Raw genomic sequence first — 24,212 nt, 5'->3', positions numbered from 1 at the left:
GCCTAGCGGTCCGGCTGGATGAGGTCCCGGATGAGGTCGTAGCGCGGCCTGCCGAAGCGGCTGTACCTTCCGCGGATGGCCGCGGCGATCACCGGAACGATGCGGAGAGCGCGGGCGCGTGGGAGGGCCGACCGGTGCTTCTCGTGTTCGACCTTGCGCGCGGCCGCGTCGATCGCTTTCTCCGGGGCGTCTGCTTCGGTGAGTCGATCGTGCAGCGCCTCCGCGCGCGAAAGCAGTCGCCGGTTGCGTTCGCTCCGCGGCTCCTGCAGGCGCGCCAGCTTGCCGCGGGCATCCAGCTTCTGAGCGCCGATCTGGTTGGCGCCGTGCTGCCTGTAGTCGACGAGCGCATCCGGGAGGAAGTCGACCGTGCCGAACACGGACGCGACCATCGCGAGCCACTCGTCGTGCACCCAGTCGTCGACGAAGGGCAGGGCGCGCTCGAGCAGGTCACGCCGGAACATGGTCGTCGCGCCGGTGACTACGTTGCGCTTCAGCAGGAGCTCGAATGCCCGCCCCTCGCGTTCGAGCTGCTGCTCCTGTGGGGTGAACTCGATCGCGTCGAACAGCCGCGACGCGAGCGGCTTGGCGTCGCCGTCGACGAGCCGGGCGTCAGTGTGGAGGAGGGTCAGCTCTGGCCGCCGCTCGAACTCGGCCACCATCCGCTCCAGCCGGTCGGGCACCCACAGGTCGTCCTGGTCGCTCAGCGCGATCAGGTCACCGGTGCACGCCGCGACGGCACCCTCGAAGTTGCGGACGACACCGAGCGCCGGCCTGTTCTCGATGATCGTCACGCTGATGCCGGAGTCCGGACGTTCCGCGCGGAAGCGCGCGATCACCTTGTTGACCGTCTCGACGGTGGCATCGGTCGAGTCGTCGTCCGACAAGACAAGCTGAGCTGGTGGCCGGGTCTGGTGCAGGATGCTGCGAACCTGCTCGGCGACGTACGGCATCCCGTTGTGAGTGCACAGCGCGACGGAGACGGTGAGTGGGTACGTTGCTGGCACGATCCGAGTCTAGGCAGGCGTTCAGGTGCCCGAAGTGCCCCGAACTAGGATTGTCGTCATCATGACTGAGGTGGATGGCGCGCGCACGGGCCGTGTCGGCATCGTCACAGTCAGTTACGGCTCGGAGGCGGTGCTGGGCGCGTTCCTCGAATCGTTGCCCGCCGCATCCGCTCATCCGATGACCGTGGTCATCGCCGACAACAAGCCGGAACCGGGTGGCCCGGTGCAGGAGCTGGCGGAGAAGCACGGCGCGATCTGGCTGCCGATGGACGACAACGTCGGTTACGGCGGGGGCATGAACGCCGGTGTGGAACGGCTGCCGGCCGACACCGAGTGGGTGCTCGTCAGCAATCCGGATGTCGCCCTCGCTCCCGGCAGCATCGACAGCCTGTTGGAGACCGCGGATGAGGACCCGGCGATCGGCGCCATCGGGCCGGCCGTGTACAACTCGGACGGCACGCTCTACCCGTCGGCGCGTGCGGTGCCGTCGCTGCGCACAGGGGTCGGGCACGCGATGTTCTTCAACCTGTGGCCCGGCAATCCGTGGAGCCGCAGGTACCGCAACGACTGGGACGGCGCGCAGTCAAGGCGCGACGCGGGATGGTTGTCGGGGTCGTGCCAGCTCGTGCGCAAGTCGGCCTTCGACGAGGTGGGCGGCTTCGACCCGGACTACTTCATGTATTTCGAGGATGTCGATCTCGGCTACCGACTCGGCAAGGCCGGCTACCGCAACGTGTACCAGCCGGGGGCGAGCGTCACCCACACCGGGGCTCACTCGACGACGACGGAGTCGGCACGGATGATCTCGGTGCACCACGACAGTGCGCGCACCTTCCTGAACAAGAAGTACTCGGGGCCGCTCATGTGGCCAGTGCGCGTGACCCTGACCATGGGGCTGTCGCTGCGGTCGGCGCTGATTCGCCGAAGGCTGAACAAGCAGGGAGACTGAAGACGTGAGAATCCTCGTCACCGGCGGTGCCGGCTTCATCGGCTCTAACTTCGTGCACCATCTGATCGACAACACCGACCACTCCGTAGTCGTGCTCGACAAGCTGACCTACGCCGGTAACCTGCGCTCGCTCGATGGTCTGCCCGACGATCGGTACGAGTTCGTCAAGGGCGACATCGCCGACGCGGCATTGGTCGATGAGTTGTTCGGCCGAGTCGATGCCGTTGTGCACTACGCCGCTGAGAGCCACAACGACAACTCGCTGCACGACCCGCGACCGTTCCTCGACACCAATATCGTCGGAAGCTATGTGCTGCTGGAGGCGGCGCGGAAGCACAACATCCGGTTCCACCACATCTCCACCGACGAGGTGTACGGCGATCTGGAGTTGGACGACCCGGAGCGCTTCACCGAGGAGACGCCGTACAACCCGTCGAGCCCGTACTCGTCAACCAAGGCCGGGAGCGACATGCTGGTGCGCGCCTGGGTGCGGTCGTTCGGGGTGCAGGCGACAATCTCGAACTGCTCGAACAACTATGGGCCGTACCAGCACGTGGAGAAGTTCATCCCGCGTCAGATCACCAATGTGCTGCGCGGTGAGCGCCCGAAGCTCTACGGAACCGGTGAGAACGTGCGCGACTGGATTCACGCCGACGATCACTCGTCGGCGGTGCTCACGATTCTCGAGAAGGGTCGGATCGGTGAGACCTACCTCATCGGCGCCGACGGCGAGAAGGACAACAAGTCGGTCGTCGAGCTCATCCTGACCCAGTTGGGCCAGTCGGCCGATGCCTACGACCTGGTGAACGACCGTCCGGGGCACGACCTCCGGTACGCGATCGAGTGGTCCAAGCTGCGGGAGGAACTGCGTTGGACGCCACGATACGCCGACTTCGAAGCGGGTCTAGCGGCGACCATCGAGTGGTACCGCGACCACGAGGACTGGTGGGCGCCGCAGAAGGACGCCACCGAAGCCCGCTACAAGGAGCAGGGTCAGTAGCTTCTCGGTGATCGAGCTTGTCGAGATCCGGTGGACGGTGATCGAGCTTGTCGAGATCCGAAAGTAGGGGATCGCGAAGCGCTCGTCTCAAAATCACCCGGTCAGCGGCAATCCGACTCCACCTTATTCACATTCGACGGAACCGCGATGCTAAGCAGTAATCCTTCATACACGGTGGCGACCGCCCCGTAATACAGGGGTGGTTCGCCTTCTAAACCCGCCACCCCGATTGGGTCGTAGACGAGGTCCCAGTGCTGGTACACATCCCCTCCCATGCCCCGGTCCGCTTTGAGTTCGGGAGGGGTGGAGGCGACAAGAGCGGTCGCGTCCTCGCCGACGCTGACGCCGCTCGGGGTTCGATTCGTATGCCATTGAGTTCGGGGATTTTTACCAGGACCTCGATCGACGAACCTTCCCGTTCCGAAGAAACGTACAAAGCGCGGTCGTATGCCAGAGGCGAGCACATGCCCGAGTCGAAAGACTCGTCGGCTGCGCCGAAGTGCGTCGCGAACTTCGAAAGGAACGCGGCTGTCTCGCTGTCGAAGCTGATGCTGTCCACAACTACGTCGGCCGTGTTCCTCCACTCGATGTGCGTGCCCAAAATCACCGCTGTTGTGACCACCGAGTCGACTGTTGGTTCTGGCGTCGGCTCGCTCGAGGACCGGGCCGTAGGAATCGCAGCCTCCACTTCAGCGGTGACCGCTGTGGCGCATCCATTGAGCAGGAGGAGCATGGTCAGTCCGGCTGCAAACCTCAAAGTCATCATGACACGCACGCTAGCCGGGACCGCCTCTGCCCGAGCACGGGTTCTGCTCACGATTTGACCACGTTGTGCAAGATTGCATGTCCGGGGTCGTCAGCAGTAGTCCACTGCGGGCCCAACGACGGTATGGCCGAATCCATCGACCAACATGTGAAGCACCGCCGCTCCGGCGCCGTATGGCTTCGGCTCCGGAAAGTCCTCAGCCACCGTCCCGGTCTGGTCGTACAAAAGCGTCCATCTCCCATCGAAGTCAAGGCCGCTCCATTCCGGTTTGCCGTGGGTGCTCCAATCAAACCTATGGTGGGTGGGAGTAGCTTCGAAGAGTTCGGTCGCGTCGTCGCCAACGCTGATTGCGTTCGGCGTTTGGAATTTGATGCCGTTGACCTCAGGCGCAGACACCCAGACCTCGATCAGTCCCCAATCAGTCACCGTGAGCGCTTCATCGTACGCGTAGGCCGTGCACATGGGTTGGATCGGATCGGGCTGACCGAGATGCCGTTCCAAGTTCAACCTGAAGGCCTCACTGCCAACATCGAAGCGAACTGTATCTACAACCGCGCCTGCGGTATTGCGCCACTCGATGCGATCGCCGAAGATCACGGCCGTATGGACCGTCAGATCGACGGTCGGCTCTGGCGTTGGCTCGGGCGCCGGCTGGCGGGAAGGCGCGGCCGTCGGCGTAGGCGCCACACCCTCGGTGATTGCGTCGGGAGCGCACCCACTTATCAGCAGGACCGCGACAAGTCCGGCGGCGAGCCTCGGAGCCCTCATACGGAGGAGGCTACCGAGAGCCACGAGTGCCCGACTATGGATTCTCCTCACGATTTGACTACGTTTACCCGAGGTTGATGAAGTGCGGCAGAAGGATGCCACAGAGGCCCGCCGTTGGGAGCAGGGGCGGCGTAGCCGATTACTGATCGAGCTTGTCGAGATCCCGTGGCTCGGTGATCGAGCTTGTCGAGATCCGACGGTTGAGCCGTCGTCTCGAAACCACTCAGTCAGCAGCTCGTGTGCATCGTGCCAACGCCGGCAGGTACCATGATGCGGGTCAACACTCCGTCGTCCACCCAGGCTTTTGCACCGTATTGATAAGCCAAAGGTGTATCCAGGCCCCACCAGCCCACCACGTCATATAGGAGCGACCAAGATCGACCATCGCCATCGAAGTCAGCTTTGAATTCAGGCGCGACAGAGTCGACAAGGCCGGTCCCATCCTCTCCGATACTCACTCCGCTCGGTATCTCGACGCGGATCCCGTTGACCTCTGATGCGATGACGATGAGTTCGGCGCTGTAGCTGCCGTCGGACTGGTAGGGGACGACGTATCCATCTCCGTAAGTTTTGTACGCGCACACTCCGTCGTCGTACGTTGTGTCAGGTGCGCCGAAGTGCTCCGTCATCTTTGAAAGAAATTCTGTCGGCGCACTATCGAAGCTGGCGCTGTCGATTACGCCCCCCGCTGCGTTCCGAAACTCTACGCGGGTACCGAAGACGACGGCGGTGGTCACGTTCGCATCAAAGGTCGGCTCAGGCGTTGGTTCAGGCGCCGGCTGGCTCCAGGACGGGGCCGTCGGGGTCGGAGCCGCCACTTCAGTGGCGACCTCCGGGACGCATCCAGTCAGCAGCAGGAGTGTGGCTAGTCCGGCGGCGAGTCGCAAAGCCCTCATGCGAAGGACGCTACCCAGAGCCGCGTCAGTCCGGCTATGGGCTCTCCTCACGATTTGGCTACGTTCGTCCGGAGCCAACGGTCAACGTCGTGATCGAGTTGGCGGGTCCTCCCGGGTTTCGAGACGATCGCTACGCTCCAGCAGCTCGGTGCCGCTGTGACACCCCAGCTGCGCGGCCAACCCATCACCGCCCAGCGTCTTCCGGGAGCGGTGCTCCACCTTAGCGGCGATCGCCACCCGGGACGCTTCCACCAGCCGGCCGTAGTCCTCCTCCAGTGTGCAGGCGGCAGCCACCAACGCCGCATCACCCAGGTCGCGGACCCCGGCGACAGCACCGGGAGCCAGGGGGTCGAAACGGGTCGGGTTCGTCATATTTCGATGGTGACACCACCACCCGACATTCGTGACTACATCGGGCTCACGATTCCGGTGAGATAGAACCGTTCTCAGATTCGCGGTTGCGAGCACTCCTCCGCGACGGGGTCTCCCGCATGGCAACTTGGGCCGGGAGCACCCCAGAGGCTATCCCAGAACGCGCCGAGTTCTTCGACGCGAGCCCGCCACGAGTACGTCTCGTTCCAGCCGGGGGCGACCTGGTCGAGATACGCCCGACGGTCTTGGCTGAGCGCCGTCGCCCTCCTTCGGGGAAACGTGACACGTGACGCTGAGTTGCGAGCCAATGGGCGAGAAGACGTGCGTCTCACGTGGTCTTCTGGCTCGGTCAAGTCTGCTCCTTCTCCCAGAACACAGCGAGTTCATCAGCGCGTGCGCGCCACTCGCTGTCCAGCGCGTCCTTCCGACGCTGAGCCGCAAAAGGGTGGCGGGTCGGGCGCCGGTCGACGTGGTCTTCTCGTGCGTCATGCCCTGTCTCTGCGGGAGGGCGAAACGCGGCTGGGTCATGCGGCGAATATGTTGCCCGACCATGTTGAACATCCCGTGTGGAATATCTCGGGATTTTTATGCGTTTGTATAGATAGCGCCCGCAGCAGCGGGCGAGTAATGGACCAAGGTCGATCTATTGGCCTTGGAGAAGGAGTTAGACCATGCAGTTCGAAGGCAAGAAGATCATCGTCACCGGTGGGTCGCAGGGGATCGGCGAAGCGGCCGTCCGGGAGTTCGCGGCTCGGGGAGCTTTGGTCACATCCATCGACCTCAACGAGGAAACCGGGAACGCTGTCGCGGAGTCCGCCACGGCGGAAGGGCCGGGCAAGGTCACCTTCATCCGCGGTGACGTCACTGACCGCGCAGGGATCGACAAGGCCTTCGACACCGCGGCGCAGCAGATGGGCGGGCTCGACGCGCTCATCAATATCGCGGGGATCCAGCAGTCGTCGTTCGCCGCTGAAATCACCGACGAGCTGTTCGACAAGATCTACCGCGTGAACGTCTTGGGCACGATCATCTCAAACCAGGCGGCGTACCGGTTGATGAAGCCAAACAAGTCCGGCTCAATCGTCAACGTCGGGTCGATGGCGGGCTTCGTCCCCGAGCTCACGAACGCCGCCTACGGGTCGTCCAAGGCTGCCGTTCACGCTTGGGTGCGCGGCGTCTCCCGCGAATGGGGCGGCGACAACATCCGCGTAAACGCGGTGCTCCCGTACGTGAACACTCCGATGTTCGACAAGTACCGCAGCTCCCTGAGCCCAGACGAGCTCGTGGCCTACGACAAGTCGGTAGCGGACGCCATCCCGCTCGGCCACGTCGGCAACGCACGGGAAGACCTCGCGCCGGCCATCGCGTTCCTTGCCAGCGACGACGCCCGTTTCATCACCGGGCAGCTTCTGCCCGTTGACGGCGGACTCGCCAACGTGCGGTAAGCGCGATCACCTTCTCACGGCTGAGATGAGAACGGGGCCGGGCAGCGATTGGTCTGCCCGGCCCCTGCCTTTCCTAGTCGCCTACGCGGCGTCAGCGTCCCCGCCCAAGACCGCTTCGCGGTCCCCGGCGATCACCGGGGGCTCGATCACTAGGAGGGCTCAATCACCGAGGTGGGTAAAGCTACGCGGTGCTACACTCTGCTACATGGGTGAGGTGCCAGTGCGCGAACTTCGCAACAACACCGCTTCGGTGATTGAGCGAGCGCGCCAAGGCGAAGAGATCACCATCACGGTGAACGGTGTCCCCACCGCGAAACTCACGGCTATTGAAGCTCCGCGACGCGAATTCCTCACCGTGGCCGAGCTCATGTCGCTGCGGCCGAAGCGCCCGATAGCGGAACCGCACCCCCACGACCTATGGGACGACACGACCGACGATCTGGGCCCGATCCAGTGAGAGCGAAGCTCCCGCACCGGACCGGACTCCTCGACACGAGTGTCTTTGTCGCGATCGAGCAGGGCCGCGAACTCGACTTCGGAGCGCTCCCCACTGAGCAATACGTCAGCACGATCACACGCGGTGAACTTGTCGCGGGCATCCACGCGGCAAAAGACTCCCACGTTCGTGCCGACCGTCTCGCAACGATGGAGGCACTGGCTGGTCTCACCATGCTCACCATTGACTCGGCCGCGGCTTCGCACTGGGGCCGACTAAGGCACGCCATAACGGCGGCAGGCAAACGACCCAACGTCAACGATTTGTGGATCGCATCCATCGCACTCGCCAACGACCTTCCCGTTGTCACGCAGGACCGCGACTTCGAGCTGCTGTCCGACCTCGGCGGGCCCCCCATCATCTACGTTTGAACTGATGCGATACCTCATTACCGGAGCCGGCGGCATGCTCGGCCAGGACCTCCAGGAAGTACTCGCCGGGCACGACTTCACCGCGCTGACCCGCGCCGACCTCGACGTGACCGATCCGGATGCCGTCGCCGAGGCAGTCGCGGGATACGACGTCATCCTCAACGCCGCCGCCTACACCAAGGTTGACGACGCCGAGTCCAACGAGGACGCCGCCTACGCGGTGAACGCAACCGGCGCCGGCAACCTCGCGGCCGCAGTTGCCGCCACCGGTGCGACGCTCGTGCAGCTGTCCACCGACTACGTCTTCGACGGCACCGCAACCAGCCCCTACCCCGAGGATGCCGCGGTGAATCCGGTCTCCGCCTACGGCCGCACTAAGGCCGCCGGCGAGCGCCTCGCCCTGCAGAACAACCCCACCCGCACCATCATCGTGCGCACCGCCTGGCTATACGGCGCGGGCGGCCCCAACTTCGCCAAGACCATGCTCCGACTGGCCCAAACCCACGACACCGTCAGCGTCGTCACCGACCAGCTCGGTCAGCCGACCTGGACCTTCGACCTCGCCCGAGGCATCGTCTCCCTGCTCGACGCGGGCGTCACATCCGGAGTCTTCCACGGCACCAACTCAGGAGCCGCGACCTGGTTCGACTTCGCCAAAGCGGTGTTCGAGGAGGCCGGTCTGGACCCTGATAGGGTCAAGCCGACCGACAGCGCCCAGTTCGTCCGGCCAGCCCCACGGCCCGCTTACTCGGTGCTCGGGCACGACGCGTGGCGCCGGGTCGGTCTTGAGCCCTTGCGTGACTGGAGAGAAGCCCTGGCCTCCGCAGCGGCCCGAGGAGTACTGGAGCAGTAGTTGGTTACCCTGCGAGTGATCGTCGACCAGATCGTCGCACCCGTGCCCGGTGGCATCGGCCGCTACACCGAGGAACTCACCCGCGAACTCATCAGCACCGCCCCGCGCGGTGCCGACGTCGTCGGCCTGGTGTCCGCGTCGCCGCAGGAGGACTACGACCGACTCGAGATGCTGCTGCCGGGGCTTGCCGGACTGGAGAAGTTCAAGCTGCAGCGCCGAGAGCTGCGCCGCGCCTGGGCCGCCGGGCTGGGACGCGTCCAGGGTCGCGGCATGGTGCACGCCACCAGCCTGCTCGCGCCGCTGAGCAAGCACGACCGGGTGCAGAATGTCTCGGACCAGATCGTCGTCACCATCCACGACACGATGGCGTGGTCGCATCCCGAAGTGTTCAGCAAGGAGCGCATCGCCTGGAACAAGACCATGGCCAAGCGCGCCCACAAGTATGCCGACGCGGTCGTCGTCCCCAGCTTCGCGGTCGCTTCGCAGCTGAGCGAGCTGTACGACTTCGGTGACCGCATCCGGGTGATCGGCGGTGCGGTCAGCTCGAAGCTCAAGCTGCCTGTGGACCCGGATGCGCGGGCCGCGCGCATGGGCCTTCCCGAGCGCTACATCCTCAGCGCCGGCACGCTCGAGCCGCGCAAGGGCATCGAGCCGCTCATCCGGTCGTTGGCGCATCCGGATGCCACGGATCTGCCTCTCCTCATTGCAGGGCCTTCAGGGGCAGGCGGCGTGGACATCCAGGCGATCGCCGCGGACGCAGGACTGCCGCCAGATCGAGTGCGCAGCCTTGGCTTCATCGCCGACGCCGACCTCGCGGTCGCGATCGCCAAGGCGGACGTGTTCGTGGTGCCGAGCCTCGCCGAGGGGTTCGGGCTGGCTGTGATCGAGGCGTTCAGCCTGGGCACCCCGGTGGTGCACTCGGATGCGCCGGCACTGCTCGAGGTGTCCGCGGAGGCCGGGTTGGCGGTGCCGCGCGAACCGGCCGCGCAGTACCCGGAACGACTCGCGCAGGCGGTGTCGCGGGTGCTCGCCGACGTGGAGCTCGCCCAGCAGCTGCGCTTCAGCGGCCCCGACCGCGCCCGCGCCTTCAGCTGGCGGGACTCGGCACAGCGCGTCTGGCAGCTGCACGCCGACCTCTGACGCCCTCATGTCCAGCCGGCTCGTCATCGTCTCCGACACTCATCTGCCCGGGCGGGCTCGGGACCTGCCGGCAGCACTGTGGGAGGCGATTGAGGCCGCCGACATCGTGTTCCACGCGGGCGACTGGGTGAGTGTCGATCTGCTCGACGAGCTGGAGCGCCGCGCCGCGCGAGTCGTCGGAGTGTTCGGCAACAACGACGGCGAAGAGTTGCGGGCGCGGCTGCCGGAGGTCGCGCGGGTCGAGCTGGAGGGCACCCGGTTCGCAATGGTGCACGAAACCGGACCGGCTCCCGGGCGAGAGGCGCGCTGCGCCGCGCTGTACCCGGAGGTCGACGTGCTGGTCTTCGGGCACAGCCACATTCCGTGGGACAGCGTCACGCCGGGCGGGCTCCGGCTGCTGAACCCCGGCTCGCCAACCGATCGGCGCAGGCAGCCGGTCGGAACGTACGTGACCGCGATGGCGCATGCCGGCGAGCTGCGCGAAGTGCGGTTCGTGCCGGTCGGTTAGTTCTCGGTCGTCGAGCACCCGGCGGTCGAACCTGTCGCGACCGCCGAGTTGCCCACTTCCGCCCCACTTCCAGGCCGAATTGGGGGCCGAAGTGGGCAACTCGAGGGTTCGCAGTCGGGCCGGCGACAACGAGAGTGGCTACTGCGGCGGGGGCGACGGCGGGTTCGAGGACTGCACGAACGCATCCGCCAGCGCCGCCTCGATCGCGGCATAGTCCGGCGCGGCCGGGTTGAACTCCGGCGGCACCAGCTCAAGGTCGACCAGCGGCAACTCGCGCGACTTCGACGCCAGATCAACGAACAGCCCCAGCATCACCGACGGGATATCCGACCTAACCACCTGCGTGCCCGCGGCGGCGACATCCTCGAACCGCGCGAGCACGTTCGCGGGCGTGAACTGCCGGAGCATCGCTTCCTGCACCTGCCGCTGGCGCGCCATCCGCTCGAAGTCGTTGCTGTCGAACCGGGAGCGCGCGTACCAGAGCGCGGTCGCGCCATCCATCGCCTGCTCCCCCGCCTCGATGTAGCCGAACGGCTCCGGCGCGGTGATCGGGCCGATCGGCGTGCGCGCCGGCACGTTGATGGTCACACCGCCGAGCGAATCGATCAGCTGCGAGAAGCCCTCCATATCTATGAGCGCGTAGAACTGCACATCCAGGTTAAGCACCCCGCCGACCGCGTCGCGCATTGCCTCGATGCCGGGCGAGCTGCCGTTCGCGGCGGCATCCGGATACAGCTCCGGATGCTCCTCGCCGTACGTGTATAGGTAGCTGATGAGACACTCGTCGCCGCAGTTGTAACCATCCGGGAACGGTCCCCACAGCGGCGAATCGTCGCTGAACCGGATGAACTCCATGTTGCGCGGAATGCCCACCATGACCGTCGCGCCGGTCTCGGCATCGACGCTGGCGAGCGAGATGCTGTCCGGGCGGAGGCCCTCCCGGTCGGGGCCGGCGTCACCGCCGAGCAGCATGATGTTGTAGCGGCCGTTCGAGGGCTCGACGTACGCGCCGTCGTCGAAGATCGAGGTGATCGCCGAGCGCGCCGAGCCGGCCACCGTGGCGCCGTACCCGGCGACGCCCGCGGTGGCAACGAGGCCGATGATCGCGAACAGCGCGACGAACAGGCGCGCGTTCGGCTTGGTGCGGATGAACTGCACCAGCCGGAGGGTGTCCAGCGTCAGGACCACCCAGAGCACCGCGTACCCGGCCAGCAGCACCTGCGCGACGGTGAGCGCGATCGGGTTCGAGATCAGCGAGAAGATGATGCGCGGCGCCACCCAGTAGGTGATCAGCGCGGCGATGGCGAGGAACCAGAGCAGGAACGTCATGCTCACACCGAACTTGCCGAGTCGGCGGTTGCCCGCGAGCAGTTGCGCCGAGCCCGGGATGAGCAGGTTGAGCGCCACGAGCCACCAGGCCCGCTTCGTCATGATCGGTCTGGAGGTCTGGTCCGGATACCGGATCGGGCTGATCGCGCTCACAGTGTCGACTTGAGCGCGGCGTTCTTCTGCGCCACCTGCTGCTCAAGGTCCTTCGCAAAGTCGGCGAGCTGGGCGGTGAGTTCCGGGTCGCCGGATGCAAGCATCCGGACCGCGAGGATGCCCGCGTTGCGCGCCCCGCCGATGGACACGGTCGCGACCGGGATGCCAGCCGGCATCTGCACGATCGACAGCAGCGAATCGAGGCCGTCCAGCTTCGCGAGCGGCACCGGCACGCCGATCACCGGCAGTGTCGTCACCGAGGCGAGCATGCCGGGCAGGTGGGCCGCACCTCCGGCGCCGGCGATGATGCTCCGGATGCCGCGGGCTGCAGCATCCGTGCCGAACCGGATCATCTTCTCCGGGGTACGGTGCGCCGAGACGACCTCCACCTCGTAGGGCACGCCGAACTCGTCGAGCACCTCGGCGGCGGCGCTCATCACCGACCAATCCGAGTCCGACCCCATGACCACAGCGACGAGCGGTTCAGGCATGGGGTCAATCGTACTTGCGCCCACCTTGCGGAGGCCGAGAACGGCGCGCCTACACCTCGAACTTCGACGCCATCGCCCGAGCCTCGTACGCAACCTCATCGAGGTCAGCACCGGTCGCCGTCACGTGCCCGAGCTTGCGTCCGGGCCGCGGCTCCTTGCCGTAGTTGTGCACCTTCACGGTCGGATGCTCGGCCAGCGTGAGCGGGTACCGCTCGATCATGGGCACCCCGCTCGCACCGCCGAACACGTTGATCATCACCGACCACGGCTCCCGCACCCCGGTCGCTCCAAGAGGGAGGTCGAGCACCGCCCGCAGGTGCTGCTCGAACTGGCTGGTCGTCGATCCCTCGATGCCCCAGTGCCCCGAGTTGTGGGGACGCATCGCCAGCTCGTTCACCAGCACCCGCTCATCCGTCGTCTCGAACAGCTCCACGGCGAGCACACCTGTCACGCCCAGTTTCTCGGCGATCGTGTAAGCGATGTCCGACGAGACATCCGCGACCTTCCCGAGCGCGCCGGGAGCCGGCGCGATCACCTCGGCGCACACGCCGTCGCGCTGCACGCTCTCCACCACCGGCCAGGCCAGGATCTGCCCCGACGGGCGCCGGGCAACCGACTGGGCAAGCTCGCGCTGGAAATCCACCAGCTCCTCGACCAGCAGCGCTCCGCCGTTGGCGTCCTCGGCGAGGGTCGCGAACCAGTCATCCGCCTCGTGCGCGGCCCGAACCACGCGCACGCCCTTGCCGTCATACCCGCCGCGCGCGGCTTTCACCACCGCGGTGCCGCCGTTCTCGGCCAGGAACTCCCCCAGCTCGAACGAGTTCTCCACTCGCGCCCACACCGGCACCGGCAGGCCCAGGTCGGCGAGCTTCTGCCGCATCAGCAGCTTGTCCTGCGCGTACAGCAGGGCATCCGGTCCCGGGCGCACCGCGACGCCCGCTTCCACCAGTTTGCGCAGCACCAGCTGCGGCACGTGCTCGTGGTCGAAGGTGATCACGTCCACGCCCTCGGCGAACTGGAGCACCTCATCCGGATCCCGGTAGTCGCCGACGACCGCCGCGGCCAGATCCGCAGCCATCCCCTCGTCCTCGGCGAACACGCGCAGCTCAACACCGAGGTTCACCGCCGCCGGGATCATCATTCGCGCCAGCTGCCCGCCACCGATCACGCCAACCCGCATGCTGATCCTTCCAAGGGATTCGAAAGCTGCCGCGGTTAGACTGCCAACCGCACACGTCCATTGTCGCCCATTGCCTCGGGCGTCACCCCGGGAGCCCGATGAAAGCCTTGCTGACGCAACTGATGCGCTTCGGCGTCGTCGGCGGCTTCGGCTTCATGCTCGACGTGACGATCTTCAACGTGCTGCGCATCACCGTGCTGTCCCCCGATGTTCTGTACGAGGGCCCGGTGATCGCGAAGGTGATCTCCACCTCGGTCGCGATCGTGGCGAACTGGCTCGGCAACCGGTACTGGACCTTCGGCGCCACCCGCCGCGAAAACACCTTGCGCGAGGGCATCGAGTTCGCGCTGGTCAGCGTCGGCGGGATGGCCATCGGCCTCGCCTGCTTGTGGGTGTCGCACTACCTGCTTGGCTTCACTTCACTGCTGGCGGACAACATCTCCTCGAACGTGATCGGCCTCGCGCTCGGCGCCGCGTTCCGCTTCTGGCTGTACCGCACGTGGGTGTTCAGCCCCGACCGCGGGCGGCCTGCCGAGCGCCCGGTAGTGCCAGCCGGCTTCACGCCACTGCACCGGATCCAGGCAGTTGCGCCCGTCGACGATCGCGCGGCGAGTCACGACTGAGCCGACCGCATCCGGATCCAGCCGCCGATAGTCATCCCACTCGGTGAGCACGAGCACCACGTCGGCGCCGCGGACCGCATCCGTCCAGTCCTCGACGTAGTGGAGTTCCGGATGCCGGAGGCGAGCGGTCTCGATCGCCTTCGGGTCGGTGGCGCGGACCGAGGCGCCCGCTGCCACCAGTCGTGCGGCGACATCCAGCGCCGGTGAGTCGCGCACGTCGTCGGAGTTGGGCTTGAACGCCAGGCCGAGCACCGCGGCGCGCTTGCCGGCCAGGCTGCCGCCCACCGCCTCGCGGGCCAGGTCGACCATCCGGTCGCGGCGGCGCAGGTTGATCGCGTCGACACTGCGCAGGAAGGTGAGCGCCTGGTCGACCTCGAGCTCCTCGGCGCGGGCCATGAACGCGCGGATGTCCTTGGGCAGGCAGCCTCCGCCGAAGCCGAGCCCGGCGTTCAGGAAGCGGCGACCGATGCGCGCGTCGTGGCCGATCGCATCCGCCAGCTGGGTCACGTCCGCGCCGGTGGCCTCGGCAATTTCAGCCATCGCGTTGATGAAGGAGATCTTGGTGGCGAGGAACGCGTTCGCCGAGACCTTCACGAGCTCGGCGGTTGCGTAGTCGGTGACGACCTTCGGCGTGCCCGCGGCGAGCGCCCCAGCGTACACCTCGTCGAGCTGCGCCTCGGCGAGCGCGTCGCCGGGGGCGACGCCGTAGACGATGCGATCGGGAGACACGGTGTCGCTGATCGCGAAGCCTTCGCGCAGGAACTCGGGGTTCCAGGCGAGGCGGGCGCCCGTCGGCTGGATCACGTGGCTGAGCATCGCCGCAGTGCCGACCGGCACCGTCGACTTGCCGACCACCAGCGCACCGGGCGCGAGCACCGGCACGAGGGAGTAGATGGCCGCCCGCACGTAGCTGAGGTCGGCGGCGTCGCTGCCAGCCAGCTGGGGTGTGCCGACCGCGATGAAGTGCACCTCGGCATCCGCCGCATCGGCGATGTCGGTGCTGAAGCGCAGGCGCCCGGTCGCGAGCGTCGACTCGAGCAGTTCAGCAAGCCCGGGTTCGAAGAACGGCGGGCGTGCCGCGGCGAGCGCCGCCACCTTCGCCGCGTCGACGTCGATACCGACGACGTCGTGACCGAGTTGCGCCATGCACGTCGCGTGCACTGCGCCGAGATAGCCGCATCCGATGACTGAGATCCTCATCGAGGCCCACGGTACGGTCCGGCGCTTACCGGGCGGTGGCGCGCACGTTAACCGTTGGTGCGCCGCGGGAATAGTTCTATAGTCAACGGATGTTGTCTATTTGCAACGGGGTAGCGAGTCACCTTCTTATCCCGCCCGCGCCTCTACCACTCGCGGGCCGCTCAATGAGGAGACACCATGAACCGCACAACACGCCGATTCGCGGGCATCGCGCTCGCGCTCGGCATGGCACTCGGCGTCGCTGCCTGCAGCCCGGCCGAGACATCCGCACCGATCGCTCACGGAAGCGATCACCACGCGCCGCCGGCCGCCACCGCCGACGGCATCGACCCGGTCGCCTTCAACCAGGACATGCGCAAGCTCTGGGAGGACCACATCACCTGGACGAGGCTCTACATCGTCAGCGCGATCGCCGAGCTGCCCGATCTGGAGGCCACTGCCGGTCGCCTCCTGCAGAACCAGGCCGACATCGGTGACGCCATGGCGGTGTTCTACGGTGACGAGGCGGGTGCCGCGCTGACCGAGCTGCTGCGCGAGCACATCCTCGGCGCCGCCGATCTCGTGGCCGCCGCGAAGGCCGGCGACTCAGCCGCGGTGCAGGTGCAGAGTGACCGTTGGTACAAGAACGGCGACGACATCTCGCGGTTCCTGGCCGACGCGAACCCGGCCTGGAAGTTCGGCGTGATGAAGAAGATGATGCGCGGGCATCTCGACCAGACGCTTGCCGAGGCCACCGCGCGCCTGACCGGCGACTGGGATGCCGACATCGCCGAGTACAACCGCATCCATCACCACATCCTGGCGATGGCGGATGCCCTCGCGAACGGCATCATCGAGCAGTTCCCTGACCGGTTCAGCGACTGATCCGTTGAGTCGGGAGTAGTTGCCCTTTTGGCAAGGTCCAATTGGGCATCTACTCCCGACTCGATGAAGGTGGGTCAGCGAGTGCCCCACGCGGTCGTCTCATCCGGATGCGCTTCCTCGGCCTGCCTGCGGGCGGCGATCGGGTTCATGCTCGCCTCCATCAGGTCGTGCAGCGCACCCTGCACCAGGTCGGCATTCGGCACGTCGCGCAGCACGACCGGCTGCTCCAGCCCAGTGTTGATGCGCACGTCGCCACTGCGGAACATGCTCTGCATCGCGTTCTTCCGCACCGTCACGTCGTAGCCGCGGCTGTGCAGCAGCTCCTGCCGCACGCGCACGAAGAACCCCCGGCGCATGACGATCCGGCGGGTGGTGATGATGTAACGGTGCCCGAGCCAGCTCAGCAGCGGCAACAGCCAAGCGAGCACGATGAACAGCAGACCTCCGAACAGCACGGCAAGGTTCTGCCAGGTCTCAGCGAACGACCCGTAGAAGTAGGTCATCGCGCCGACCGCCGCGACCAGGAACAGCGACGGCCAGAACAGCGCCCGCCCGTGCGGCCGGAGTCTGGCGACAACGGACTCCTGCGCCTGACCCGGGGATGACATGGTTCATTCATACCTCAGATGCGTCACGTCGCCCGCGGTGACGGTCTGCGACGCGCCATCCGGATCCGCGTTCAATTCGAGGTGGCCGAAGCGGTCCAGCGCGGTTGCCTTGCCGTGCAGGTCGCTCCCGTCGGGCAGGTTGACGCGCACGGAGCGGCCGATGGTGCTGCAGGCTTCGGTGACTTCCCTCCGGATGCCGCTGATGTCGGCATCCCCCCGCGCGTTGATCAGCCGATCCCAGAGGCGCTGCAGTTCGCGCAGGTATACCGCGAGTGCCTGGTCGGCGAGCTCGATCGCCTCGCCGGTCGCACCACCGATGCGCAGCGACGTGGCGGTGGGGACGGGGAGCTTGTCCTCGTCGATCGTGAGGTTGAGGCCTGCGCCGACGACGATGGTGGAACCGGGCAGCAGCTGGGCGAGGACGCCGCAGACCTTGCGTCCGTCGATGTGGACGTCGTTCGGCCACTTGAGCGCAACGCGGCGCTCGGGCAGCAGCGACTGCACCGCGCGGGTCATGGCGAGCCCGGCGCACAGGGTGATCCAGCCCAGGCTGTCGGTCGGCAGACGGTCGAACGGGCGCAACAGCACTGACACCGCGAGCGCTTCACCGGGGGGAGTCACCCAGCTGCGTCCGAGCCGACCGTGGCCCGCGGTCTGGTCGAGCGTGACCACCGTGGAGAAGTGCGGCCGGCCCGCGACGCTGCTCGCGAGGATGTCGTTTGTGGAGGTCGCCTGCGCGAGCGACTCCAGCTCGGGTACCAATGGCCGGCTGCGCGGGAAGTCCATCGCTCAAGGCTACGCGCGGCACGTGGACTGGCGTTAACCTGCGCGGTACCCTGTGAGCCATCGGCCGCCATAAGGCACGCCCACACCTGACCGCCTCAAGGAGGCAACCACAGTGAGCACGTCCACCGATTCACCCAAGAGCAAAGCCCTCGAGATTGAGACCAACGGCCTCAACCCCATCGACGAAAGCGAACGCAAGGGCCGACCAGCAAACCTGTTCTGGCCCTGGTTCGCCGCCAACGTCTCCATCTTCGGCATCAGCTACGGCGCGTTCCTGCTGGACTTCGGGATCTCGTTCTGGCAGGCGACGATCGTGGCGATCATCGGCATCGTCGTCTCCTTCCTGCTGTGCGGCTTCGTCTCGCTCGCCGGCAAGCGCGGGTCGGCGCCGACGCTGACCCTCAGCCGCGCGCCATTCGGCATCGACGGCAACCGACTGCCATCCGCCATCGCGTGGATCATCACCGTCGGCTGGGAGACCGTGCTCGCGTCTCTCGCGGTGCTCGCCACCTCGACGGTGATCTCCGCGCTCGGGGTGGAGCGCAGCCCGGTCATCGATGTGATCGCGCTCATCATTGTGGTCGGGCTGATTCTCGCCGGCGGTATATACGGCTTCGACATGATCATGCGCATGCAGCTGGTCATCACGATCGTGACCGCTGTCCTGACCGTGGTCTACATCGTGCTCGTGCTGCCACAGATCGACTTCCAGTCCGTGCTCGGGATTCCGGATGGCAGCCTGCCGCAGGTCATCGGCGGTCTGGTCTTCATGATGACCGGGTTCGGCCTCGGCTGGGTGCAGGCGGCCGCGGACTACTCGCGCTACCTGCCGCGCAGCTCGTCCTCCCCCGGCGTCGTCGGCTGGACCACTGGTGGCGCGGCGCTGGCGCCGATCATCCTGGTCATCTTCGGTCTGCTGCTCGCCGGTTCCTCGGAGGACCTGCGCGGCGCCATCGGCGCCGACCCGATCGGTGCGCTCTCGACAATCCTGCCGGTCTGGTTCCTGATCCCGTTCGCGATCGTTGCGGTGCTCGGCCTGATCGGCGGCGCCATCCTGGACATCTACTCGTCCGGTCTGGCGCTGCTCAGCACCGGCCTGCGGGTGCCGCGCTGGGTCGCTGCGGCGATCGACGGTGTGCTGATGATCATCGGCACGATCTACATCGTCTTCATCGCGACCGACTTCATCGGGCCGTTCCAGGCGTTCCTGATCACCCTCGGTGTCCCGATCGCGGCCTGGTGCGGCATCTTCCTCGGGGACCTAACCCTGCGCAAGGCGCCGTACTCGGACCGTGACCTGTTCGACCGTCGTGGCCGCTACGGTTCGGTCAATTGGCTGTCGATCGGAACGCTGATTGTGGCGACCTTCCTCGGCTGGGGACTGGTCTACAACGCTTTCGGTCCTGAGTGGGTGCAGTGGCAGGGCTACCTGCTCGATGTGTTCGGCCTCGGCGGACGCGAGGGCGTCTGGGGCGGCGCCAACCTCGGCGTGCTCGTCGCGCTGGTCATCGGCTACCTGGTCGTCGTCCTCTTCGGTCGCGGCGCCGTCCGCCGCCAGGAGGAGGCACCGATCCTGGAGTCCGAGCGGGTATGACCTCGAACGCGGAGCGGTCCACTGAGCCCTGGCTCGTGGTCATCGACATGCAACCCATCTTCGGTGACCCGTCCAGCCAGTGGGCCGCCCCGCGGTACGACGAGATCGTGCCGAACGTGCGCCGCCTGGTCGACCAGTTCGGCGAGCGCGTCGTGTTCACCCGGTACCTCGCGCCCGAGCATCCGGATGGCGCATGGGTGCCCTACTTCGAGTTGTGGCCGTTCGCGCTGGATCCGGCCAACGCGCACCTATACGAACTGTCGGATGGTCTCGGCTACGCCGGCCAGACGGTCATCGACCGGGAACGGTTCGGCAAGTGGGACGACGGCCTCGCGGAGGCGATCAACAACGCCGCCGATGTGGTGATGGTCGGCGTCTCCACCGACTGCTGCGTGCTGTCGACCGCGCTGCCGATGTCCGACAGCGGCGTGCACGTGCGGATCGCGACGGATGCGTGCGCTGGCGCGAGCGACACCGACCACCAGCGCGCGCTCGACGCGATGGCGCTGTACGCCCCGCTGGTTGAACTGACAACGACCGACGCGGTGCTCGCAGCGGAGACCGCCGGCCGGTGACCGAGTCCACACGCGATCGGGCGGTGGCGGCGCTGTACGGCCTGGCCATCGGCGACGCGCTCGGGATGCCGACGCAAATGCTGTCTCCGGATGAGATCGCCGCGCGGTTCGGTCGGCTGGACGGATTCCGCGCCGCCGACCCCGCGCATCCGATCGCGGCCGGCATGCCCGCCGGAGCGGTAACCGACGACACCGAGCAGGCGCTGCTGCTCGCCGATGCCCTCATCGACGGCGACGGCCATGTGGACGCCGAGCGGTTCGCGCGCAGCCTCATCGCGTGGGAAGAGGACATGCGCTCCCGCGGCTCGCTCGACCTGCTCGGCCCGTCCACGAAGGCCGCGGTCGAGGCGATCCTGGCAGGCACCCCGGTCGATCAGGCCGGTCGCGAGGGCGCAACCAACGGCGCAGCAATGCGGGTGACGCCGGTGGGGATCGTGGTGCCGTCGGATGACCTGGGCGAGCTGGTCGACCGGGTGGCCCAGGCGAGCGCCGTGACCCACAACACGACGATCGCCATCGCCGGCGCGGCTGCGGTCGCCGGGGCGGTCAGCGCTGGCATCGACGGGGCGGGCGTCTCCCTCGCCGTCCGCACCGGCATCGCCGCGGCCGACCTGGGCGGCGAACGCGGCCATTGGGCCGCCGGTGGTGAGGTCGCGCGGCGGATCGAGTGGGCGATCTCCCTCGGAGAGCCGGGTGACCCAGAGGACTCGGTGCGCCGCATCCGGTCGCTCATCGGCACGAGCCTCGCCACGCAGGAGTCGGTCCCCGCGGCCTTCGGCATCATCGCGACGTTCCCGGATGACCCGTGGTCGGCGTGCCTTGCCGCCGCCGGTCTCGGCGGCGACAGCGACACAATCGGCGCGATGGTGGGCGCGATCCTGGGCGCGTGTCTGGGGACCGAAGGATTTCCCGCGGAAGCGCTCGCAATCATCCGAGACGTCAACGGCCTCGAGCTGGAGACGATCGCCGACCGACTGCTGAGCCTGCGCCGATGACCGCCAAACTCGTGTGCGTCGGCGACGTCGTGATCGACATCGCCGCGAAGCTGGACGCGCTGCCGGCCGCGGGCGGCGACGTGCTCACCGAGTCGGGCGGGCTCTTCGTCGGAGGCGCCGGCTACAACGTCATGGTCGCCGCCAGCCGCCAGGGGCTGCCCGCCGTCTACGGGGGCGCGCACGGCACCGGCCCGTTCGGCGACCTCGCGAGGGCCGCGTTGCGGGAAGCCGGCATCTCGGTCGCCGCCGATCCGATCCCGGATGCCGATACCGGCTGGGACGTCGCCCTCACCGACGCCAGCGGCGAGCGCACCTTCATCACGACCGTCGGAGCGGAGGCGAGATTGAGCAGGGAGCAGCTCGATCCGCTGGCGGTCGAACCCGGCGACTTCGTCTTCGTCTCCGGGTATGGGCTGCTGCAGGAGCCCGGCCGATCGGCGATCACCGGCTGGCTGAGCACGCTGCCGAGCGGGGTGACCGTGGTGACTGATCCCGGTCCCCTCGTGCTCGACATCCCGGCCGACACGCTGGCCGCGGTTCAGGATGCCACCACGTGGTGGAGCTGCAACCTCACCGAAGCGCTCGCCGACACGGGCGCGGCGAGCGCCGAGGCGGCCGCACGGCTGATCGCGGACACCGGATGCGGCGCCGTGGTGCGCACCGGCGCGGACGGCTGCGTCGTGGCCGAGCCGGGCGGCGAGCCGCGCGCAGTGCCCGGGTTCGCGGTGGCCGCGGTCGACACCAACGGCGCCGGGGACGCCCATGTCGGCGCGTTCGCGGCGGCGCTCGCATCCGGTCTCCCACCGCTTGACGCCGCCCGCCGCGCCAACGCGAGCGCCGCCATCGCGGTCACCCGCATCGGCCCGGCCACCGGGCCAACCCTCGACGAGGTCGACGCCTTCCTCGCCTCACACGGGTCGGCAATGCGATGACCTACCGAATCCGGCGGCCGACACTGGCGGCATGGGGCAAGAGCCGTTTCCGACACCGCCGGTAAAGTGAACGCGTGACTGAGACGACCCAACCCGACTTGAACACGACCGCGGGACGGCTCGCCGACCTCAAGGCGCGCTACCACGAAGCCGTCACGGCGAGCGGCGAAGCAGCAATCGCCAAGCAGCACGCCAAGGGCAAGAAGACCGCGCGCGAGCGGATCGAACAGCTGCTCGACCACGGCACCTTCGTCGAGCTCGACGAGTTCGTGCGCCACCGCACCCACGCGTTCGGGATGGAGAAGAACCGCCCCTACGGTGATGCAGTCGTCACCGGCACTGGCACCATCCACGGCCGGCAGGTCGCCGTCTATGCGCAGGACTTCACCATCTTCGGCGGATCGCTCGGCGAGGTCGCCGGCGAGAAGATCATCAAGGTCATGGAACTGGCCATGAAGATCGGCGTGCCGGTGATCGGCATCCTCGACTCCGGTGGCGCACGCATCCAGGAGGGTGTGGTCGCGCTCGGCAAGTACGGCGAGATCTTCCGGCGCAACACCCAGGCATCCGGAGTCATCCCGCAGATTTCCATCGTGATGGGTCCAGCAGCAGGCGGTGCGGTCTACTCCCCCGCCCTCACCGACTTCGTGGTGATGGTCGACAAGACCAGCCAGATGTTCGTCACCGGCCCGGATGTCATCAAGACCGTCACCGGCGAGGACGTCGGCATGGAGGAGCTCGGCGGCGCGCTCACCCACAACAAGACATCCGGAGTCGCCCACTACCTGGCCAGCGACGAGGACGACGCGCTGGACTACGTGCGCACGCTGTTGTCGTTCCTGCCCGACAACAACCTCGCCGACCTGCCGGTGTACGAGAACGAGGCAGAGCTCGAGATCACCGACGAGGACCGTCGGCTGAACACCATCATCCCGGACTCGCCGAACCAGCCGTACGACGTCAAGACGATCATCGAGCACATCGTCGATCACGGCGACTTCCTGGAGACCCAGCCGCTGTTCGCGCCGAACATCGTCGTCGGCTTCGGCCGCGTCGAGGGCCGCCCGATCGGCATCATCGCCAACCAGCCGAACGCCATGGCGGGCACGCTGAACATCGACGCGGGCGAGAAGGCCGCGCGGTTCGTGCGATTCTGCGATGCGTTCTCGATCCCGATCCTCACGCTGGTCGACGTGCCCGGATACCTGCCGGGCACCGACCAGGAGTGGACCGGCGTCATCCGCCGCGGCGCGAAGCTGCTGTACGCGTACGCGGAGGCGACGGTGCCGCTGGTGACCGTGATCACCCGCAAGGCTTACGGTGGCGCCTACATCGTCATGGGCTCCAAGCAGCTCGGCGCCGACCTGAACTACGCGTGGCCGACCGCCGAGATCGCGGTCATGGGCGGCCAGGGCGCGGTCAACATCCTGTACCGCGGTGAGCTGCGGGCGGCGGAGGCGGCCGGTGAGGACGTCAACGAGGTGCGCACCCGGCTCGCCAACGAGTACACCTACAACGTCGCCAGCCCGTTCCTGGCCGCAGAGCGTGGCGAGCTGGACGGCATCATCGAACCGGCCGCAACCCGCGTGACGGTCGTCAAGGCGCTGCGGGCGCTGCGCACCAAGCGCGCGAGCACCCCGCCGAAGAAGCACGGGAACATCCCGCTGTGACGGATGCGACGGAAGGTCCGGACATCCGGCTGGTGCGGGGCAACCCCACTCCGGAGGAGCTGGCTGCCGTCACGGCGGTGCTGACGGCGATCGCCGGTGAGCTGGAGGGGCGGCAGGCGCCTCCGGTCAAGCGCAGTCCGTGGGAGAACTCGCAGCGCCCGATCCGCACGCCAATTGTGCGGGGCATCACCTCCTGGCGCACCTTCGGCTGAGGTCGGCAACACCGTTTGGGGCGTGCTTTTGGGGGTATCCCCTGATCTGGGGGGAGGTCGATCAAAACCATGAGATGTACCCCGTTTTTGCGGCGCCTTCGCCGCGACAGCCGCGATATACCGACGATCGTGACCAAATTGGGGCACAAAAGTGTCCCCCGGAAGTCCCCCAAAATGACGACTGTGCGGTACTCTGGCTACACCTCAAACTAGTAGTGCGGATGTTGCTCCTCGTAGAGAAACACCGCCACTCATTAGCCGACTAGGGTAAGCGGGCTAATGACTTGGGGGCGGGTCAGGGCGATATTCGGGTTATCGCCCTGACTCGAAGCTTGAAGGGCCGGGACTTATGTCCCGGCCCTTCTCTTCTTGGTCGACACGCTCGGGCGCCGAAGGGGTTTCGAGACGATCGCTGCGCGATCCCGGGGCCAG

General features: G+C 67.0%; 26 protein-coding genes and 1 pseudogene. 17 read left to right on the top strand and 10 right to left on the bottom strand.

The features are described 5' to 3' along the window. Positions 1 to 2 precede the first annotated feature (2 nt). Complete coding sequence (locus HGK58_RS05190) at positions 3 to 1,004, bottom strand: glycosyltransferase family 2 protein (RefSeq protein WP_349236135.1); 1,002 nt, start codon at positions 1,002 to 1,004, stop codon at positions 3 to 5. A 61-nt stretch (positions 1,005 to 1,065) separates the two neighbouring features. Between HGK58_RS05190 and HGK58_RS05185 the strand changes: the two genes are divergently transcribed. The 3 genes from HGK58_RS05185 (at position 1,066) to HGK58_RS05175 (ending at position 3,777) form a co-directional block, all read left to right on the top strand. Beyond that, positions 1,066 to 1,953 (top strand): glycosyltransferase family 2 protein, encoded by an 888-nt coding sequence (locus HGK58_RS05185; protein ID WP_210422609.1) that lies wholly within the window; start codon positions 1,066 to 1,068, stop codon positions 1,951 to 1,953. Between the two features lie 4 nt (positions 1,954 to 1,957). Beyond that, positions 1,958 to 2,953, top strand: a complete 996-nt coding sequence (gene rfbB / locus HGK58_RS05180) for a dTDP-glucose 4,6-dehydratase (RefSeq protein WP_168626428.1) — start codon at positions 1,958 to 1,960, stop codon at positions 2,951 to 2,953. 251 nt (positions 2,954 to 3,204) lie between these two features. Beyond that, the gene (locus HGK58_RS05175; protein ID WP_168626427.1) at positions 3,205 to 3,777 is read left to right on the top strand and encodes a hypothetical protein; all 573 of its coding nucleotides are present in this window, start codon (positions 3,205 to 3,207) and stop codon (positions 3,775 to 3,777) included. A 32-nt stretch (positions 3,778 to 3,809) separates the two neighbouring features. Here HGK58_RS05175 and HGK58_RS05170 read toward each other — a convergent pair whose 3' ends face one another. The 3 genes from HGK58_RS05170 to HGK58_RS05160 all read right to left on the bottom strand — a co-directional run bounded on the left by HGK58_RS05170 (position 3,810) and on the right by HGK58_RS05160 (position 5,755). Beyond that, entirely contained in the window at positions 3,810 to 4,487 is a 678-nt protein-coding gene (locus HGK58_RS05170; RefSeq protein WP_168626426.1) for a hypothetical protein, read from the bottom strand. 227 nt (positions 4,488 to 4,714) lie between these two features. After that, positions 4,715 to 5,224 carry a hypothetical protein gene (locus tag HGK58_RS05165; RefSeq protein WP_168626425.1) on the bottom strand — a complete coding sequence of 170 codons (510 nt, stop codon included), beginning with the start codon at positions 5,222 to 5,224 and terminating at the stop codon, positions 4,715 to 4,717. Positions 5,225 to 5,464: 240 nt separating this feature from the next. Next, positions 5,465 to 5,755: a hypothetical protein gene (locus HGK58_RS05160; RefSeq protein ID WP_168626424.1), complete on the bottom strand. Its 291-nt coding sequence runs from the start codon at positions 5,753 to 5,755 to the stop codon at positions 5,465 to 5,467. Positions 5,756 to 6,426: 671 nt separating this feature from the next. Between HGK58_RS05160 and HGK58_RS05155 the strand changes: the two genes are divergently transcribed. The 6 genes from HGK58_RS05155 to HGK58_RS05130 all read left to right on the top strand — a co-directional run bounded on the left by HGK58_RS05155 (position 6,427) and on the right by HGK58_RS05130 (position 10,568). Continuing rightward, positions 6,427 to 7,200 (top strand): SDR family oxidoreductase, encoded by a 774-nt coding sequence (locus HGK58_RS05155; protein WP_168626423.1) that lies wholly within the window; start codon positions 6,427 to 6,429, stop codon positions 7,198 to 7,200. A 205-nt stretch (positions 7,201 to 7,405) separates the two neighbouring features. Continuing rightward, positions 7,406 to 7,657, top strand: coding sequence for a type II toxin-antitoxin system prevent-host-death family antitoxin (locus tag HGK58_RS05150; RefSeq protein ID WP_168626422.1), 252 nt, complete (start codon positions 7,406 to 7,408; stop codon positions 7,655 to 7,657). Beyond that, positions 7,654 to 8,067, top strand: coding sequence for a type II toxin-antitoxin system VapC family toxin (locus tag HGK58_RS05145; protein WP_349236134.1), 414 nt, complete (start codon positions 7,654 to 7,656; stop codon positions 8,065 to 8,067). The genes HGK58_RS05150 and HGK58_RS05145 overlap by 4 nt, the downstream gene beginning before the upstream one ends. Position 8,068: 1 nt before the next feature. Continuing rightward, the gene (gene rfbD, locus HGK58_RS05140) at positions 8,069 to 8,920 is read left to right on the top strand and encodes a dTDP-4-dehydrorhamnose reductase (RefSeq protein ID WP_168626901.1); all 852 of its coding nucleotides are present in this window, start codon (positions 8,069 to 8,071) and stop codon (positions 8,918 to 8,920) included. Next, a complete protein-coding gene (locus HGK58_RS05135) occupies positions 8,921 to 10,060 on the top strand; it encodes a glycosyltransferase family 1 protein (RefSeq protein ID WP_168626420.1) in 1,140 nt (379 codons plus the stop codon). Positions 10,061 to 10,067: 7 nt separating this feature from the next. Next, on the top strand, positions 10,068 to 10,568 hold the full coding sequence (locus HGK58_RS05130) for a metallophosphoesterase (RefSeq protein WP_168626419.1): 501 nt from the start codon (positions 10,068 to 10,070) through the stop codon (positions 10,566 to 10,568). A 138-nt stretch (positions 10,569 to 10,706) separates the two neighbouring features. On the opposite strand, the gene HGK58_RS05125 is transcribed toward HGK58_RS05130, so the two are convergent. From HGK58_RS05125 to HGK58_RS05115, 3 genes are read right to left on the bottom strand one after another with little or no spacing between them, the layout of a single operon-like run. Beyond that, entirely contained in the window at positions 10,707 to 12,050 is a 1,344-nt protein-coding gene (locus tag HGK58_RS05125; RefSeq protein ID WP_168626418.1) for an LCP family protein, read from the bottom strand. Beyond that, complete coding sequence (gene purE, locus HGK58_RS05120; RefSeq protein ID WP_168626417.1) at positions 12,047 to 12,541, bottom strand: 5-(carboxyamino)imidazole ribonucleotide mutase; 495 nt, start codon at positions 12,539 to 12,541, stop codon at positions 12,047 to 12,049. The genes HGK58_RS05125 and purE overlap by 4 nt, the downstream gene beginning before the upstream one ends. A 49-nt stretch (positions 12,542 to 12,590) precedes the next feature. Beyond that, positions 12,591 to 13,727, bottom strand: coding sequence for a 5-(carboxyamino)imidazole ribonucleotide synthase (locus HGK58_RS05115; RefSeq protein ID WP_349236163.1), 1,137 nt, complete (start codon positions 13,725 to 13,727; stop codon positions 12,591 to 12,593). Between the two features lie 92 nt (positions 13,728 to 13,819). Between HGK58_RS05115 and HGK58_RS05110 the strand changes: the two are divergent. Next, positions 13,820 to 14,170 (top strand): annotated as a pseudogene (locus HGK58_RS05110) (GtrA family protein); the annotation flags it as partial. Here the strand turns inward: HGK58_RS05110 and HGK58_RS05105 are convergent. Beyond that, positions 14,141 to 15,544 carry a UDP-glucose/GDP-mannose dehydrogenase family protein gene (locus HGK58_RS05105; protein WP_168626416.1) on the bottom strand — a complete coding sequence of 468 codons (1,404 nt, stop codon included), beginning with the start codon at positions 15,542 to 15,544 and terminating at the stop codon, positions 14,141 to 14,143. The pseudogene HGK58_RS05110 and the gene HGK58_RS05105 sit on opposite strands and share 30 nt — an antisense overlap. Positions 15,545 to 15,721: 177 nt before the next feature. On the opposite strand from HGK58_RS05105, the gene HGK58_RS05100 reads away from it, so the two are divergent. After that, complete coding sequence (locus tag HGK58_RS05100) at positions 15,722 to 16,408, top strand: hypothetical protein (protein ID WP_210422608.1); 687 nt, start codon at positions 15,722 to 15,724, stop codon at positions 16,406 to 16,408. A gap of 74 nt (positions 16,409 to 16,482) precedes the next feature. On the opposite strand, the gene HGK58_RS05095 is transcribed toward HGK58_RS05100, so the two are convergent. Both HGK58_RS05095 and HGK58_RS05090 read right to left on the bottom strand, forming a co-directional pair. After that, positions 16,483 to 17,016: a PH domain-containing protein gene (locus HGK58_RS05095; RefSeq protein ID WP_168626415.1), complete on the bottom strand. Its 534-nt coding sequence runs from the start codon at positions 17,014 to 17,016 to the stop codon at positions 16,483 to 16,485. A gap of 3 nt (positions 17,017 to 17,019) precedes the next feature. Beyond that, the gene (locus HGK58_RS05090; protein WP_168626414.1) at positions 17,020 to 17,802 is read right to left on the bottom strand and encodes a biotin--[acetyl-CoA-carboxylase] ligase; all 783 of its coding nucleotides are present in this window, start codon (positions 17,800 to 17,802) and stop codon (positions 17,020 to 17,022) included. A 112-nt stretch (positions 17,803 to 17,914) separates the two neighbouring features. On the opposite strand from HGK58_RS05090, the gene HGK58_RS05085 reads away from it, so the two are divergent. The 6 genes from HGK58_RS05085 (at position 17,915) to HGK58_RS05060 (ending at position 23,780) form a co-directional block, all read left to right on the top strand. Continuing rightward, a complete protein-coding gene (locus HGK58_RS05085) occupies positions 17,915 to 19,396 on the top strand; it encodes a cytosine permease (protein WP_168626413.1) in 1,482 nt (493 codons plus the stop codon). After that, on the top strand, positions 19,393 to 19,971 hold the full coding sequence (locus HGK58_RS05080) for a cysteine hydrolase (RefSeq protein WP_168626412.1): 579 nt from the start codon (positions 19,393 to 19,395) through the stop codon (positions 19,969 to 19,971). Before HGK58_RS05085 ends, HGK58_RS05080 begins: the two co-directional genes overlap by 4 nt. Then, on the top strand, positions 19,968 to 20,966 hold the full coding sequence (locus HGK58_RS05075; RefSeq protein ID WP_168626411.1) for an ADP-ribosylglycohydrolase family protein: 999 nt from the start codon (positions 19,968 to 19,970) through the stop codon (positions 20,964 to 20,966). The genes HGK58_RS05080 and HGK58_RS05075 overlap by 4 nt, the downstream gene beginning before the upstream one ends. Next, complete coding sequence (locus HGK58_RS05070) at positions 20,963 to 21,898, top strand: PfkB family carbohydrate kinase (RefSeq protein WP_168626410.1); 936 nt, start codon at positions 20,963 to 20,965, stop codon at positions 21,896 to 21,898. The genes HGK58_RS05075 and HGK58_RS05070 overlap by 4 nt, the downstream gene beginning before the upstream one ends. Positions 21,899 to 21,972: 74 nt before the next feature. Continuing rightward, on the top strand, positions 21,973 to 23,568 hold the full coding sequence (locus HGK58_RS05065) for an acyl-CoA carboxylase subunit beta (protein ID WP_168626409.1): 1,596 nt from the start codon (positions 21,973 to 21,975) through the stop codon (positions 23,566 to 23,568). Further along, a complete protein-coding gene (locus HGK58_RS05060) occupies positions 23,565 to 23,780 on the top strand; it encodes an acyl-CoA carboxylase subunit epsilon (RefSeq protein WP_168626408.1) in 216 nt (71 codons plus the stop codon). Before HGK58_RS05065 ends, HGK58_RS05060 begins: the two co-directional genes overlap by 4 nt. Positions 23,781 to 24,212 lie beyond the last annotated feature (432 nt).

The organism is Cryobacterium sp. BB307 (genome assembly GCF_012274275.1).
Taxonomy (GTDB): Bacteria; Actinomycetota; Actinomycetes; order Actinomycetales; family Microbacteriaceae; genus Terrimesophilobacter.
This window is presented reverse-complemented; position numbering and strand designations above follow the sequence as displayed.